This window comes from Roseateles sp. So40a (assembly GCF_048081605.1).
Lineage (GTDB): Bacteria > Pseudomonadota > Gammaproteobacteria > Burkholderiales > Burkholderiaceae_C > Roseateles.
This window is the reverse complement of the sequence record NZ_CP182288.1, coordinates 1,495,342-1,511,240: the sequence shown is the minus strand read 5'-3', so window position 1 is coordinate 1,511,240 and position 15,899 is coordinate 1,495,342. Positions and strand designations below refer to the sequence as shown.

At 69.9% G+C, this 15,899-nt stretch carries 10 protein-coding genes; 4 read left to right on the top strand and 6 right to left on the bottom strand.

Translation table 11 applies throughout. The features are described 5' to 3' along the window. Positions 1-37 precede the first annotated feature (37 nt). The gene (locus tag ACNI65_RS07020) at positions 38-559 is read left to right on the top strand and encodes a hypothetical protein (protein WP_416762032.1); all 522 of its coding nucleotides are present in this window, start codon (positions 38-40) and stop codon (positions 557-559) included. Here ACNI65_RS07020 and ACNI65_RS07015 read toward each other — a convergent pair. The 6 genes from ACNI65_RS07015 to ACNI65_RS06990 all read right to left on the bottom strand — a co-directional run bounded on the left by ACNI65_RS07015 (position 462) and on the right by ACNI65_RS06990 (position 11,743). Continuing rightward, positions 462-2,030 (bottom strand): hypothetical protein, encoded by a 1,569-nt coding sequence (locus ACNI65_RS07015; protein WP_416762030.1) that lies wholly within the window; start codon positions 2,028-2,030, stop codon positions 462-464. The genes ACNI65_RS07020 and ACNI65_RS07015 overlap by 98 nt on opposite strands. Before the next feature lie 163 nt (positions 2,031-2,193). Beyond that, positions 2,194-3,396, bottom strand: coding sequence for a cation:proton antiporter (locus tag ACNI65_RS07010; RefSeq protein WP_416762029.1), 1,203 nt, complete (start codon positions 3,394-3,396; stop codon positions 2,194-2,196). Positions 3,397-3,421: 25 nt separating this feature from the next. Further along, entirely contained in the window at positions 3,422-4,945 is a 1,524-nt protein-coding gene (malQ, locus tag ACNI65_RS07005) for a 4-alpha-glucanotransferase (RefSeq protein WP_416762028.1), read from the bottom strand. Positions 4,946-5,029: 84 nt separating this feature from the next. Beyond that, on the bottom strand, positions 5,030-7,165 hold the full coding sequence (gene glgX / locus ACNI65_RS07000) for a glycogen debranching protein GlgX (RefSeq protein WP_416762027.1): 2,136 nt from the start codon (positions 7,163-7,165) through the stop codon (positions 5,030-5,032). Between the two features lie 58 nt (positions 7,166-7,223). Further along, positions 7,224-9,227, bottom strand: a complete 2,004-nt coding sequence (gene glgB, locus ACNI65_RS06995) for a 1,4-alpha-glucan branching protein GlgB (RefSeq protein WP_416762026.1) — start codon at positions 9,225-9,227, stop codon at positions 7,224-7,226. A 17-nt stretch (positions 9,228-9,244) separates the two neighbouring features. Continuing rightward, complete coding sequence (locus ACNI65_RS06990) at positions 9,245-11,743, bottom strand: glycogen/starch/alpha-glucan phosphorylase (RefSeq protein ID WP_416762025.1); 2,499 nt, start codon at positions 11,741-11,743, stop codon at positions 9,245-9,247. A gap of 174 nt (positions 11,744-11,917) precedes the next feature. On the opposite strand from ACNI65_RS06990, the gene ACNI65_RS06985 reads away from it, so the two are divergent. Genes ACNI65_RS06985 through malF form a run of 3 tightly spaced genes read left to right on the top strand, consistent with a single transcriptional unit; the run spans position 11,918 to position 15,893 of the window. Then, positions 11,918-13,018: an ABC transporter ATP-binding protein gene (locus ACNI65_RS06985; RefSeq protein WP_416762024.1), complete on the top strand. Its 1,101-nt coding sequence runs from the start codon at positions 11,918-11,920 to the stop codon at positions 13,016-13,018. After that, positions 13,015-14,259 (top strand): maltose/maltodextrin ABC transporter substrate-binding protein MalE, encoded by a 1,245-nt coding sequence (malE, locus tag ACNI65_RS06980; protein WP_416762022.1) that lies wholly within the window; start codon positions 13,015-13,017, stop codon positions 14,257-14,259. The genes ACNI65_RS06985 and malE overlap by 4 nt, the downstream gene beginning before the upstream one ends. After that, a complete protein-coding gene (gene malF, locus ACNI65_RS06975) occupies positions 14,256-15,893 on the top strand; it encodes a maltose ABC transporter permease MalF (RefSeq protein ID WP_416762021.1) in 1,638 nt (545 codons plus the stop codon). The genes malE and malF overlap by 4 nt, the downstream gene beginning before the upstream one ends. Positions 15,894-15,899 lie beyond the last annotated feature (6 nt).

Below are 15,899 nucleotides of genomic sequence, written 5' to 3'. Positions count from 1 at the left end.
TTCCTCCACTCCGCCGAAGAGCCCCGAGGAATCTGTCATGCGCCGCTACGAAGTCATCCTGGAACGAGTCATGGTCCCCTACCACCAGCACGACCTGGCGCGCGTGATCGCGACGCAGGTGCTGGACGCGCGCCTGGGGGGCGGGATGGGGGTGGTGGACGCCTTCCGCGCCGCGCAGGCGGTGACCGGCGGGGATCCGCGCTGGCCGATCCCCGAGACCGCCAGCCGGGCCGAGGTCGCGGCCGTCAAGCGCTGGCGCCGGGCCACCGAGGCGGCGCTGGACGCGATCGAGCGCGGCTTCGCGCATGTCTTCGTCGGCATGTCGGCGCAGGAGATCGAGCTGGCGCGCGCCGACGAATCGCTGCGCATCATCCCGCACGTGAACGAGGAGCCGGCGCCGGCGCGCCTTCTGTCCGATGCCCGGGTCGGCCTGCCGTGGTCCGCGACCGCCGCCGTGGTGGTCAGCGCCGCGGCGCAGGCCGCGATGGTCGCGCCGGCGGCCCTGCTGGTCCACGGCCCGTCGCTGGCGATGACGCACGCGGCCGCATTCGCGCGCTGAGCGGTTCCCGCCAGCTCCCGTGAGCTCCCGTGAGCTCCCGCGAGTTCCCGTCAGCGCCGGGCGCGTGGCGCAGGTCGCAGGCGGCCAGCTGCCACGCGGTGAGGAAGCCCTCCAGGCGCTCGGTCGGGTCGAGCAGGCGCCTCGCGGCCTCCTGGGCTGAGACCTCGACGGCAGCGCTCAGGTGGGGATCGTCGAGATCGGCCCCGCGCGCCAGCCCGTCTCGCACCTCGGGGTCCTCGACCACCTGCCGCATCACCGCGTCCAGGGCCTGCGGCGACGGCGTCTGACCCAGGCGGAGCAGGCCCGGCACGCACCGATCTTGCACCATGCCCCCGCCCCCGCTGCCCGGCAGGCCCACGTTGGGCAGTTGCACCTCATGCAGCAGGATGGCCCGATACCACTGACGGGCCGTCTGCCAGGTCTCATCGAGGGCGCGCCAGATCCGCGATTCCCACGCCGCGACCGATCCGGCGCCGGCGCCCATCGCGACATCCGGCGCTTGTGCCGAGGCGCGGGCGGCGATGTCGTCCGCACGGGACAGGACCCGCGCCATCGCGGCCCGCCGTTCGTGCGGGCATTGGATCGGCTTCGATGCGTTCCAGGGCGGCCGCGGCGCCAGGTCCTCGCAGATCCGGACGAACTGGGCCTGCTTGCGCCACCGCTGCGTCGAGTGGCAGCGGCGCACGGCCTCCTTGTCCGGCAGCAGGCCGGCGTCGTTCAGGCGCTTGATCGCGCGCACCGCGCCGTCGTTGCCCCATTCGCCGTAGCCGTCGCCGATCAGACGGCCCAGGAAATCGGTGTACTTCTCGCTCAGGTTCTTGGGCAGTTGTTCCCGAGGGCGGCAGCCCAGCGCGCTGTCCGTCGTCAGCAGCATCTGGCTCACCGCCGCCGGGCCCAGCTTCTCGGCCAGGATCGTCAACAGGTCGCACATCGCATCGGCGAGTTCCGGGTCGTGCATCGCCGCCGTCGCCAGCGCCAGCAGGAATGGAGGACGGTCCTCCATGCCCGCGGCCGTCAATGCCCTGGCGACGGTCTGCGGCGCGATCTGGCTGCGCCGCAGCAGGACGCTGATCGCCTCCAGCACATACCCCACCGTGCGCCGGCTTTCCTCGCGCAGACACAGGGCCGGGCCCAGGTCCTGCGGCGATCGCGCCGGCACGTGGATGTCGAGCATGTCGCCCAGGAAGGACAGCGAGTCGCGCTCGATCAGCCGGTGCGTGAGACTGCTCGCCGCCCGGACGTGCTCGTGGATCAGCGGATACGGCATGTGCCGCAGGAGCTCGGCCGCGGACTGCAAGGTCCGGCGATGGTCGGAGGTGAAGGCGCGTTGCGGGTGCGCCGGCAGCGCAGGGTCGCGCTCGCCCGGCGAGGACGCCGTCAAGAGGGCTCGTCGATCAACGCGGTTGTCGTGGAGCGCCGCGTCGGCGTCGACGGCCAACGCACGGCGACCAAACTGGAAAGAAGGAAACATGGCAGGCGCCGCGGGACGCGGTCGGAGATCACCGAGGCGCGCGTAGTCGCCCCGGCCTGCCGGTCGCGTCTGCGGTCGCAGCGATGCGCCGCGCAGGCTCGACCTGCGCTCGACCTGCGCTCGCCCGGAGCCCCGCGGGTCCGTGGCCCCGCCGGCCCGGGCCTCAGCTCGCCCGGAACACCAGTTCGCGGATGCGCCGCAGCCGCGGCGCGACCACCGGCACGGTCAGCATCGTCGAGCCCACGGCCATCAGCAGCAGCGCGGTGAAGGTCTCGCTGGTGATGATCTGTTTGTCCAGCAGCACGTTGGCGAAGATGATCATGATCAGCGCCTTGGTCTGCAGCAGCCAGCCGATGATGCCGGCCTCGCCCGGCGCCCAGCGCAGGATCCGCCCCGCGAGGTGCGTGCCCAGCAGCTTCCCGCTGACCGACGCGGCCAGCAGGAGCCCCGCCGCGGCGAACACCATGCCGCCCTCCAGGCCCCACTGCGTGCGCAGTCCGGTGCTCAGGAAGAAGACCGGCATCACCACCAGCAGCACGTGATGGCGCAGCGCATCCATCTGCGCCTGATCAAACCACTCGGCGTCCATCACGACGCCGGCCAGGAAGGCCCCGACCATGTAATGCAGCCCGCTCCAGTCGGCGCCGAAGGCCACCACGGCCAGCCAGATCAGGCCGACATACCAGCGATCGCGCGCCGGGATCGCACGCATCAGACGACGGAAGCCCCAGGTGGCCAGCGCGAAGGCCGCGATGAACAGCGCCTGCTTGCCCACTCGCGACCAGTCCATGAGGATCACCGCGAGCACCGTCCAGATCAGGATGTCGTCCAGGCTCGCGTAGCGCAGGATGCGCTGACCGATAGGCTGTCGCAGGATCTCGAGCTTCTCCATCAGCAGGATCAGGATGGGCAGCGCGGTCACCGCGCAGGCCATGCCCACGCCGACGATGAATTGCCAGGTCCGCGCCTGCGCCCCCATCCACTGCGTGCCCATGCCGAGCAGCACCGCCGCGGCCGCCGCGCCCATGGCCATGGGCACGCCCAGCGCGAGGCCGGCCGTGATGCCGCTCTCGACGCGGTGCGCCCAGGCTTTCCTGAGATCGAGCTCGATGCCGGCGATCCACACGAACAGCATCACCGCCCACCACGCCACGCCATTGAGCGACTGCACGATCGGCGCGCTGAACACGAACTGGTAGTAGTCGGGGAAGGCGCGACCCAGCACGCCCGGCCCCAGCAGGATGCCGGTGATGATCTGCACCACCACCAGCGGCGCGAAGTAGTCCGTGCCGCCCAGCCGCCACACCAGGTAGGGGACGGTGAAGATGATCGCCATGGCGATCAGGAAGATCTCGGTGGTGGTCATGATCTGAAAGCGATTTCAGATCATTTCACTCCGGCAGCCTGGCACCGGCAATCGGGGATCTCCCGCTGGTGGCCGAGATCAGCGCGAGCACGCGGCCCGGCTCGGCGCCGACCATGTCCCAGGTGAAGCGCCACTCCCAGTTGCCGCCCAGGATGCCGGGGATGTTCATGCGATGGGCGCTGTCCAGGCCGAGCACGTCCTGCAGCGGATACACCGCCACGTTGGCCACCGAGTTCGCGCAGGCGCGGATCATGGCCCAGTGGATGTCGGCATCGCTCGCGGGCAGGTAGGACGCGGCATAGGCGCGTTCATGGGCGCTGGCCTGGTTCCACCAGCCGCGCACGGTGTCGTTGTCGTGCGTGCCGGTGTAGCAGACGGCCGCGCGCGGCCAGTTGTGCGGCAGGAACTCATGCCAGCCGTCGCCGCCGAAGCCGAACTGCAGGATCTTCATGCCGGGATAGTTCAGCGCGTCGCGCAGCTCGTGCACATCGGGCGTGATGAAGCCGAGGTCCTCGGCCACGATGGGCAGCTCGCCCAGCGACTTGGCGATCGCGTCGAACAGCGCCTTGCCCGGGCCGGTCTTCCACACGCCGCGGGTGGCGTCGGGGCTGTCGCCGGGGATCTCGTAATAGGCCGCGAAGCCGCGGAAGTGGTCGATGCGGAACACGTCGGCCGAGCTCAGCATGCGCTTCACCCGCGCGGTCCACCACGCGAAGTGCTCGTGGGCCATCTTGTCCCAGCGGTACATCGGGTTGCCCCAGCGCTGGCCGGTCGCCGACAGCGCATCGGGCGGCACGCCCGCGACCACGGTGGTCTGGAAGTGCTCGTCGAGCTCGTACAGGTCGGGCCGTGCCCAGCAATCGGCGCTGTCGTGGGCGACGAAGATCGGCAGGTCGCCCATGATGCTGACGCCGCGCGCGTTGGCGTAGGCCTTCAACTCGCCGACCTGCACATCGAAGCACCACTGCACGAACTGCCAGAAGCCGACCTCGTCGGCGTTCTGCTCGCGCGCGGCGGCCAGCGCGCGGGGCTCGCGGGCGGCGAGGTCACGCGGCCAGGCCCACCACGGTTGACCGTTGAGCGGCGAACGGATCGCCATGAACAGCGCGTAGTCGGCGAGCCAGTCCTTCTGCGACTCGCACCAGAGCTCATACGAGGCGCGATCCTCGGCCGCCCCCTTGGCGAAGAAGCCCGCGGCCGCGGCGCGCAGCTGCTGCTCACGCCACGGCAGCACGCGGCCGTAGTCGACGCGCGTGGCGTCGAAACCGCCCTGGGGCGGCACCGGCTGCGCCAGCCAGCCCTTGGCCACCAACGGCTCCAGCGCCACCATCCACGGGCTGCCGGCGAAGGCGGACACGCCCTGATAGGGGCTCTCGCCCGGACCGATTGGCGTGCTGGGCAGCCACTGCCAGATGGACTGGCCGGCCGACTGCAGCCAGTCGACGAAGTGGAAGGCCTCGGGGCCGAAATCGCCGATGCCGTTGGGGCCGGGCAGCGAGGTGATGTGCAGCAGCACGCCGGACTGGCGTTGGTGGAGGTCGATCGTCATGGTGTCGTGTCGCTCGAGAGTGATCGGGAGGGATCGGTAGAAATCGGGAGGATTCGGGAGGAATCGGGAGAGATTCGCTCGGGATCAGGAAAGGGCTTGGAGCCGGACCTGCTGCCGGCACAGCATCAGCGCCCGCGCCGGCACGTTCACGCCATCTTCGCCGCAGGGGCCCGTCGGCGTCTCGCCGCTGCTGTCCAGCAGCAGCGACCCGTCGCCCCACTGACCGCCCTCGCCCGCCGCCGGCAGCCGGAACGCCACCGGCTCGGCGGACGGATTGACCAGCAGCAGCAGGCGCTCGTCGCCGTCGGCCAGCATCGCCGTCAGCGCGGTCCGGTCCGACGCGCGCCAGTCGTGCTCGCCCATCTCGTGGCCCGCCGGGTCGAACCAGCGCAACGAGGCCGTGCCGGTGAACCACGCGTCGTGTCGCAGCAAGGGATGCGCCCGGCGCAGCCGCGTCAGCTCGGCGGTGAAGGCGATCAGCGCGTCGTCGGCGCTCGGCCAGTCGAGCCAGCCGATCTCGTTGTCCTGGCAGTACGCGTTGTTGTTGCCGCCCTGGCTGTTGCCGAACTCGTCGCCCGAGTACAGCATCGGCGTGCCCTGCGACAGCAGCAGCGTGGCGAGCATCGCGCGGCGCGCGCGCTCGCGCGCCTGGCGGATGGCGGGATCGTCGGTCGGCCCCTCGACGCCGAAGTTGCCGCACAGCTCGCCATCGCGGCCGTCGCGGTTGTCCTCGCCGTTGGCCAGGTTGTGCTTGCGGCTGTGGCTGACGAGGTCGTGCAGCGTGTAGCCGTCATGCACCGCCAGGAAGTTGATCGACGCCAGCGGCGAGCGCTGGCCGCCGCCGTTGGCCCGGGTCGACGGATCGAAGACGTCGCTGGACGCGCTGAAGCGGCGCGCGAATTCGCCGCGGCCGATGGTCGTGCCGTCCGGCCCATGTCCGAGCCAGAACCCGCGCGCGGCGTCGCGGAACTTGTCGTTCCACTCCATGAAGCGGCCCGGGAAACGCCCCAGCTGATAACCGTCGGGGCCGGCGTCCCAGGGTTCGGCGATCAGATGGACCTGCGCCAGCAGCGGATCCTGGCGCAGCGCGGTGTAGAACGCCGCGCGCGGATCGTGGCCCGCGGCCGTGCGCCCCAGCACCGGCGCGAGGTCGAAGCGGAAGCCGTCCACGCCCATCTCGCCGACCCAGAAGCGCAGCGAATCCAGCACCAGTTGCGCCACGCGCGGATGCTCGACGTTGACGGTGTTCCCGCAGGCGGTGAGGTTCTCCATCCGCGATGCGTCGCCGGGCTGAAGCCGGTAGTAGCTCTTCTGGTCGAGGCCGCGCAGCGACAGCGTCGGCCCCCACTCGTTGCCTTCGGGCGTGTGGTTGTAGACGACGTCCATCACCACCTCGATGCCGGCGGCGTGCAAGGCGTGGACCATCGCGCGGAACTCCGCGGCGACGGCCGTGGGATCGTGGCGCACCGCGCTGGAGGCCAGACGCGGATCGGGCGCGAAGAAGCCCAGCGTGTTGTAGCCCCAGTAGTTGCGCAGCCCGGTGCCGAAAAGATGCGGCTCGTCGACGGCGAACTGCACGGGCAGCAAGGACAGCGTGGTCACGCCCAGGCGCTGGAAATGCGCGATGGACACGGGATGCGCGAGCGCCGCGTAGCTGCCGCGCAGCGCCTCCGGCAGGCCCGGATGCCGCATCGAGAAGCCCTTCACATGGACCTCGTACAGCACCACATCGCGCGGCGCATGGCGCGGCGCGTTCACGCGCGGACTCGGTCCGGCGAGCGGTGCCGCCACGCGCGCCTTCAGCGCGGTGACGCCGTTGTCGCGCTCATCCAGCGCGAGCGGGCCGTCGGGATGGCCGAACGGGTAGCCGTGGTCCTCGGGCAGGTTGCGGAACTCGCCGACGATCTCGCGCGCGTACGGATCGAGCAGCAACTTGCCCGCGTTGAACCGATGGCCCTCGCGTGGCGCATGCGGCCCGTGGACGCGCAGCCCGTAGAGCTGGCCCGGCGCGGCGCCCGGCAGGAAGCCGCTCCACACGCCGTCCACCGGACCGCGCAGCGCATGGCGGCTGAGCTCGGTGCGGCCGCTGTCATCGAAGAGGCAGACCTCCACGCGCGTCGCATGCGCGGAGAACACGGCGAAGTTCACGCCGCCGTCGCGCACGGTGGCGCCCAGCGGCTCGTGGCGACCGGGTTCGAGGAGAACGGAAGAAGCGCTCATGCTCAATGTCGGGGAGGTCGAGGTGTCAGGGGACGGACGAGAGGTCAGCAGATCCGGCTCATGCCGGCGCCAGGAACAGCGTTGCCATCGGCGGCAGCGTCAACGTGATCGCGGGATCATCGCCGCTCGCGCTGAAACGGGGCAACGGGTCCTGCGTCGATGCCGACGACGGATCGCACTGGCTGCCGCCGAAGACCGCGGCATCGGTGTCCAGCAGCACGCGCCAGTCGCCGCCGCGCGGCATGCGCAGCGTGTAGCCCGGTCGAGCCACCGGCGTGAAGTTGCAGATGGCGACGATCTCGCGGCCTTCCGTGCCCTGCCCGCCTCGCCGCACCCACGCGAAGACCGACTGCGCGCGGTCGTCCTCGACCAGCCATTCGAAGCCTTCGGCCTCGCAGTCGCGGCGATGCAGCGCGGGCTGCTCCCGATAGAGGCGGTTGAGCGCGCCCACCAGGCGCTGCACGCCCGCATGGCGCGGATCGTCCAGCAGCGTCCAGGGCAGCGCGCGCTGGAAGTCCCATTCGTCGCGTTGCGCGAATTCCTGGCCCATGAACAGCAGCTTCTTGCCCGGATGCGCCCACATGAAGCCGAGATACGCCCGCAGGTTGGCGAAGCGCTGCTGATCCGCCGCATCCCCCGGTTCGCCGTGACCGGCACCGTCCCCGGGCGGCATCTTCATCAGGAGCGACCCCTTGCCATGGACCACCTCGTCATGCGACAGCGGCAGCAGGAAGTTCTCGCTGAACGCGTAGACCAGGCCGAAGCTCATCTTCTCGTGATGCCAGGCGCGGTGGATGGGCTGCTCGCGCTGGTAATGCAGCGTGTCGTTCATCCAGCCCATGTTCCATTTGTAGTGGAAGCCCAGGCCGCCCATCGAGGTCGGCGCGGACACGCGCGGGAATGCGGTCGACTCCTCGGCCAGCGTGATCACGCCGGGCGCCTCGCGGCCCAGCAGCTCGTTCATCTGCCTGAGCAGCGCGATCGCCTCGAGGTTCTCGGTGCCGCCATGGACGTTGGGCACCCACTCGCCGGACGGCCGCGAGTAGTCGCGGTAGAGCATCGACGCCACCGCGTCCACGCGCAGCCCGTCGATGCCGTAGCGCTCGGCCCAGAACAGCGCCGCGCCGCACAGGAACTGCCGCACCTGCGGCTTGCCGAAGTCGTAGATGCGCGTGTGCCAGTCGCGGTGCCAGCCCTCGCGCGGATCGGCGTACTCGTAGAGCGCCGTGCCGTCGAAGCGTGCGAGCCCATGCGGATCCTCGGGGAAATGCGCCGGCACGAAGTCCAGCAGCACGCCCAGCCCCGCCGCATGGCAGGCCGCGACGAATCGGTGCAGGCCGTCGGGGTCGCCCAGCCGCGCAGTGGGCGCGTGCAGGCCCAGCGTCTGATAACCCCAGGAGCCATCGAACGGAAACTCCGTGATCGGCATCAGCTCCACATGCGTGAAGCCCAGGCCCGCGGCATACGCGGGCAGCTCGCTCGCGAGGAAGTCCCAGTCCACCGCGGTGGCCGCGGCGCGGTCATCGAGGGGCGCTGCATCCGAATCCTCTTCCAGGTCCGGCCGCCGCCACGACATCGCATGGACCTCGTAGATGCTCATCGGCGCGTCGCGTCGATTGAGCGCGGCCCGGTGCACGGGAAGCGGATGCGCGTCGTGCAGGCCCTCGATCACGCTGGCGTTGTCGGGCCGCAGTTGCGCCCGGAACGCATAGGGATCGGCCTTGAGCGGCAGGCGCTTGCCGTCCGCGCCGGTGATGTCGTACTTGTAGAACTGGCCGCGCGCCGCGCCCGCCACAAAGACTTCCCAGACGCCGGCATCGAGCCCATCGACGGGATCGACGCGACGCATCGGGTGCGCGTCGCCGCGCCAGCCGTTGAAGTCACCGACCACCGCCACGCGCGAGGCCGACGGCGCCCACACGGCGAAGCGCACACCGCATGCACCGTCCTCGGTGCCCGGATGCGCGACCGGATGAGCGCCCAGCCACAACCACGGACGCGGATGCTCACCGCGCGCGAGCAGCGCGAGCTCGGCCTGCGGCAGCAACGGCGAGGTCGACACGTCGAGTCCTTCCGCCCTCAGCCCAGGCTCTTCACCGACCAGACGCGATCGATGTATTCCTCGATCGTGCGGTCCGACGAGAACATCCCCATGCCGGCGATGTTCAGCGCCACGCGCGCGGCCCAGGCCTGCCGATCGCGGAACAACGTGTCGACCTCGGCCTGCGCGCGCAGGTAGTCGGCGAAGTCGGCCATCAACAGGTAGACGTCCTCGCCCAGCAGCTTGTCCACGAGCGCGCGGTAGCGGCCCGCGTCGCCCTGCGAGAAGTCGCCCCGCGCGATCGCGTCGATCACCGCGCGCAGCGTCGGGTTCTGCTCGACGACCTGGCGCGGCTCGTACCCCGCGCGCTTGAGCGCGTCGACCTGCTCGGTGCGCAGCCCGAAGGTGAACATGTTGCGCTCGCCGAAGGCCTGCGCCATCTCGATGTTGGCGCCATCCCAGGTGCCGATCGTCAGCGCGCCGTTGAGCGCGAACTTCATGTTGCCGGTGCCCGAGGCCTCGGTGCCCGCCGTGGAGATCTGCTCGGACAGGTCGGCCGCGGGGATGATGGTCTCGGCCAGCGACACGCCGTAGTTGGGCAGGAACACCAGGCGCAGCCGGTCGCCCACGCGCGGGTCGCTCGCGATCACGCGGGCCACGTCGTGCGTGAGCTGGATGATGGACTTGGCCGTCACGTAGGCCGACGCCGCCTTGCCGGCGATCACCACGGTGCGCGGCACCCAGTCGCCATCGGGGTTCGCGACGATCGCCTGGTAGCGGCTGATCACGTGCAGCACGTTGAGCAGCTGGCGCTTGTACTCGTGGATGCGCTTGATCTGGACGTCGAAGAGGCTGTCCACGTTCACCGCCACGCCCAGCTCGCGCTGGATGCGCGCGGCCAGGCGCAGCTTGTTGGCGCGCTTGACGGCCTGCAGCTGCTCGCCGAATTCGACATCGGCCGCCAGCGGCTTCACGCGCTCGAGCTCATCGAGCCGCTGGCGCCAGCCGGTGCCGATGCGCGCGTCGAGCAGCGCCGACAGCGCGGGATTGGCCTGCTGCAGCCAGCGGCGCGGCGTCACGCCGTTGGTCACGTTGTGGAAGCGGCACGGGAAGATGCGCGCGTAGTCCGCGAAGATGGTCTGGACCATCAGCTCCGAGTGCAGCGCGGCGACGCCGTTCACGCGGTGCGAGGCCACGATGCTCAGCGCGGCCATGCGCACGCGGCGCTCGCCGTGGCCGTGGCCGTTGCCGTCTTCGCCCTGCCCCTCGTCGATCAGCGACACGCGGCGCAGCAGCGCCACGTCGCCGGGGAAGCGCAGCGCGACGTCGTCCAGGAAGCGACGGTTGATCTCGTAGATCAGCTCGAGGTGACGCGGCAGCAGCGCCTCGAACATGCGCACCGGCCAGGTCTCCAGCGCCTCGGGCATCAGCGTGTGATTCGTGTAGCTGACCGCCTCGCGGGTGATCGCCCAGGCCTCATCCCAGGACAGGCCGTGATCGTCGAGCAGCAGCCGCATCAGCTCGGCCGGGGCCAGCGCCGGATGCGTGTCGTTGAGGTGGATCGCGTTGGCGCGGCCCAGGCCTTGCAGCGAGCCGGTCTCGCGCAGGTGGCGCGCGATCAGGTCCTGCAGCGAGGCGCTGACCAGGAAGGCCTCCTGCTTGAGGCGCAACGTGCGGCCGGACTCGGTGCTGTCGTCGGGATACAGCACCCAGTTGAGCGCGTCCGCGGCCACGCGGTGCGCGGCGGCGGCGTGGTGCTCGCCCCGGCAGAACGCGGCGAAGTCGATCGGCGCGGCGGCCTGCGCGTGCCACTGGCGCAGCGTGGACACGCGGGCGCTGTGATGCGCGGGCACGATGAAGTCATATGCCGTCGCGACCAGAGCCTCAGCCGGCATCCAGCGCCGCGATCCGTCGGCGCGCACCTCGACGTGCCCGCCAAAACCCACCGGATAACGCAGCTCGGGCCGCATCACTTCCCAGGGATTGCCCAGCGCGAGCCAGTCATCCGGGGCCTCGACCTGGCGTCCGTCCTGGATGCCTTGCGCGAACATGCCGTACTGGTATCGCAGGCCGTAACCGAAGGACGGCAGGCCCAGCTCCGCGAAGGAGTCCAGGAAACACGCCGCCAGGCGGCCCAGGCCGCCGTTGCCCAGCGCGGCGTCGGGCTCGCGCTCCAGCACGTCGGGCAGGGACTGCCCCTGTGCGGCGAAGGCCTCGCGCAACGTATCGTCCAGCTTCAGCGCGGCCAGCGCGTTGCCCAGCGCCCGGCCCATCAGGAATTCCATCGACAGGTAATGCACGCGGCGCACCTCGGCGCGCGCGCCCCGGACCGCATCCGCGGCCTGCGTGTCGGCCCAGCGCTGGCCCAGCAGCTCGCGACAGGCCGCGGCGGCGGCGCGCATCAGGAGGGGCGCGGTGGCGATCGTGGCCGTCTGGGCCGTCACGCCACTGGCGTGCAGTTCGCGCCGCAGCGCATGCTGGAAGGCGGCGCGCGCGTCGGTCGCGGCCACGGCGGGGGCAAGGGAGGCGGTCGTCATGGGATGAAGTATCCCTCAAGCGTTTGCAAATCCTGTAGTTTGACTACATCGGGTTATCCCGAGATTCATGCTAAGCCATTGATTTCAGGCGATTCGACCGGGCGAATGCGGGTGTGAACGCGTTGTGAATCGATCATCAGGCATGTATATTCTCTACAAATTAGGAGACACCCAGTGGCGGACGTGAAGCTTCAAGCCGTGGCCAAGGCCTACGGCGAGACCAAGATCCTGCATGGCATCGACCTGGAGATCCGGGACGGCGAGTTCATGGTGTTCGTCGGCCCGTCGGGCTGCGGCAAGTCCACGCTGCTGCGCACGATCGCGGGGCTGGAGGACATCACCGGCGGCGAGCTGCGCATCGGCGGCCGGCTGGTCAACGATGTGCCGCCCGCGGAGCGCGGCATCGCGATGGTCTTCCAGAGCTACGCGCTCTACCCCCACATGAACCTGTACGACAACATGGCGTTCGGGTTGAAGCTGGCCAAGGTCCCCAAGGACGAGATCGACCGCGCGGTGCGCTACGCCGCGCGCATCCTGCACATCGAGCATCTGCTCGAGCGCAAGCCCAAGGACCTGTCGGGCGGTCAGCGTCAGCGCGTGGCCATCGGGCGCGCGATCGTGCGCAAGCCCGAGGTCTTCCTCTTCGACGAGCCGCTGTCCAACCTGGACGCCGCGCTGCGCGTGCGCATGCGGTATGAATTCGCCAAGCTGCACGAGGACCTCAAGACGACGATGGTCTACGTCACGCACGACCAGGTCGAGGCGATGACGCTGGCCGATCGCATCGTGGTGCTGAGCGCCGGCCAGATCGAGCAGGTCGGCACGCCGCTGGAGCTCTACGAGCATCCGGACAACCTCTTCGTGGCCGGCTTCATCGGCAGCCCGAGGATGAATTTCATCGAGGCCGAGATCGTGAGCGCCGCGGCTGACCACGCGGTGGTGCGCCTGAGCGACGGCGCGACCGTCCGCACGCAGGTCGACGCGTCGCGCGCCAAGCCCGGCGACAAGGTCACGCTGGGCCTGCGCCCGGAACACTTCGAGGTAGGCGGCGACGCCAACCTGATCGCCAGCACGGTCACCTTCGTCGAATCGCTGGGCGGCGTGACGCATGCCTACTGCGCCTATCCCGGCGTCGAGGACGCGCTGACCTGCGAGTTTGACGGCCGCACCCGGGTGCGCACCGGCGACACGCTGCAGCTGCACCTGCCGCCCGAGCTCTGCTATCTCTTCGATACCCAGGGCCTCGCGTTCAAGCGGCTCGGAGCCGCGGCATGACGCGTCGCCTGTCCTGCCCGCCGGCGCTGGCAAGCGCGGCGCTGACTGCGGTGACCGCGCTCGTGCTGCTGAGCGGCTGCGAGCGCGCGGCCGCGCAGACCTCATCGGCATCGACATCGGCGGGCGCGCCCAAGCTGCTCGTCTGGATCAACGGCGACAAGGCCTACAACGGCCTGCAGAAGGTCGGCGACGCGTTCGAGCGCGAGTCCGGCGTGAAGGTCGTCGTCGAGCATCCGGTCGACGCGCCGGAGAAGTACACGCAGGCCGCCGGCGCCGGCAAGGGCCCGGACATCTTCTGCTGGCCGCATGACCGCGTGGGCGAATGGGCCAAGGCCGGCCTGCTCACGCCGGTGCAGCCGCGCAAGGCGCTCTATGACGAGGTCGAGCCCGCCGCCTGGCAGGCCTTCCGTTATCAGGGCCGCTACTGGGGCTACCCGATCGCGATCGAGACGACAGGCCTGATCTACAACAAGGCGCTGGTGCCCAAGCCGCCCGCGACCTGGGACGCGCTGATCGAGATCGACAAGTCGCTGCGCCAGCGCGGCAAGCACGCGATCCTGTGGGACTACAACAAGAGCTTCTTCACCTGGCCGATGTTCGCGGGCGCGGGCGGCGTGATCTTCGGCCGTGACGCGCAGGGCGACTTCGACGCCCGCCAGGTGCAGGTCAACAACGAGGGCGCGCTGAGCGCGGGCCGCCTGCTCGCGCGCTTGATCGAGGACGGCGTGATGCCGCGCGGCGCGCGGTATTCCGAGATGGAATCGAGCTTCGCGCGCGGCGAGATCGCGATGATGATCTCCGGCCCCTGGGCCTGGGAGAACGCACGCAAGGCCGGCATCGACATCGGCGTGGCGCCCATCCCCGCGGTGGTGCCGGGCAAGCCGAGCAAGCCCTTCGTCGGCGTGCTGGGCTGCATGATCTCGGCGCCGTCGAAGAACAAGGACCTCGCGCGCGAGTTCATCGAGCAGCACCTGATGCGGCCCGCGTCGCTGAAGGTGCTCGATGCCGACGTGCCCATCGGCGTGCCGGCCAACAAGGCCTTCTACCAGGCGCTGTCGGTGAACCCGCTGATCCGCGCCAGCATGGAGAACGCGCGCGCCGGCGAGGCCATTCCCAACATCCCCGAGGTGGGGCGCTTCTGGACCGCGATGGACGCGGCGCTGGAAGCCATCACCAACGGCCTGCAAAGCCCCAAGGACGCGCTGGACGGCGCGTCGGGCCGGATGCTGCTCAAGCAATGAACGCCACGACCGCTTCCTCCCCGGCGCTGTCCGCCGCCCTGCCCGGCTCGCCGCTGGCCGAGGCCTACACGCGCCAGGCGCCCGGCGTGCTTGATCGCCTGGGACGCGCGCTGTACTGGCCCACGATCGCGGTGATCGCGCTGGCGGCGCTGTACCTCGTGTTCATGCTGTACGCGGCGGGCCTGACGAGCTGGGCGCTCGGCGCGCTGCTGCTGTTCGGCGCGGGCTTCGCGGTCTACCTGTCCAAGGCGGGCTTCGCCTACCGCTACCTGTTCCCCGGCGTGGCCGGGATGCTGCTGTTCATCGCGTTCCCGCTCGCGTTCACGACGCAGATCGGCTTCACCAACTACTCCTCGGCCCACCTGCTGAGCCAGGAGCGCGTGCGCGAGTTCCTGCTCGACCAGCACGACACGGTGATGGACGCGGTGCGCGATTACTCGGTGCACGGCGCGGGCAGCGACTTCCGCGTGGTGCTGCGCGACCCGGCCAGCGGCGCGCCGCAGTTCGTGTCGACGCCGCTGGCGTTGCGCGCGACGAGCAAGCCGCTGGACGTGGCGATGCATGCTGCCGGGCCGGCCGACGCGACGCTGGGCACGGCGCTCACGCTCAAGGAGCTGGTCGAGCATCGACAGGCGCTGTCGCAGTTGCGGCTGAACCTCCCGGGGGAATCTGGAGAAGCCGCCACGCTGCATTACCTGGGCTTGCGCGATTTCGGCCCGATCCGGCCGCACTTCCAGGAACAGCCGGATGGCGCGATGAAACGCGTGGCCGATGGCGCGCTGTTCAAGCCCGACGCCACCACCGGCTACTACGAAGGCCAGGGCGCGGCCGCGGGCACGCACCTGGCGCCGGGCTACAAGGTGATGGTGGGCGCGCAGAACTACAAGCGCATGCTCTTCGACGCGGAGTTCCGCGGTCCCTTCCTGTCGATCTTCGGCTGGACGGTGGTGTTCTCGCTGCTGACGGTGATCTTCGCCACGGCGATCGGAATGATGCTGGCGGTGCTGCTGAACTGGGAAGACCTGCGCTATCGCACGACCTACCGCACGCTGCTGTTCCTGCCCTACGCGGTGCCGGGGTTCATCTCGATCCTCGTGTTCAAGGGCCTGTTCAACCAGAACTTCGGCGAGATCAACGCGATCCTGGACGCGCTCTTCGGCGTGCGCCCGGCGTGGTTCGCCGACCCGACGCTGGCGCGCACGATGCTGCTGATCGTGAACGTGTGGCTGGGCTACCCGTACATCATGATCCTGTGCACAGGGCTGCTGAAGGCGATTCCATCGGACCTGTACGAGGCCTCGGCGCTCGCGGGCGCGGGACCGCTGACCAACTTCTTCAAGATCACGGCGCCGCTGATCATCAAGCCGTTGTCGCCGCTGCTGGTGTCGGCCTTCGCGTTCAACTTCAACAACTTCGTGCTGATCGCGCTGCTGACCGACGGCCGGCCGGACTATCTGTCGACCAAGATCCCGGCGGGGCAGACCGACATCCTGGTGAGCTACACCTACCGGATCGCGTTCCGCGACTCGGGGACGGACTTCGGGCTCGCCGCGGCGATCTCGACGCTGATCTTCATCCTGGTGGCGGGCATGTCGCTGCTCAACCTGCGCCTGATGCGCAACGCCAACCGCTGAGGAGCA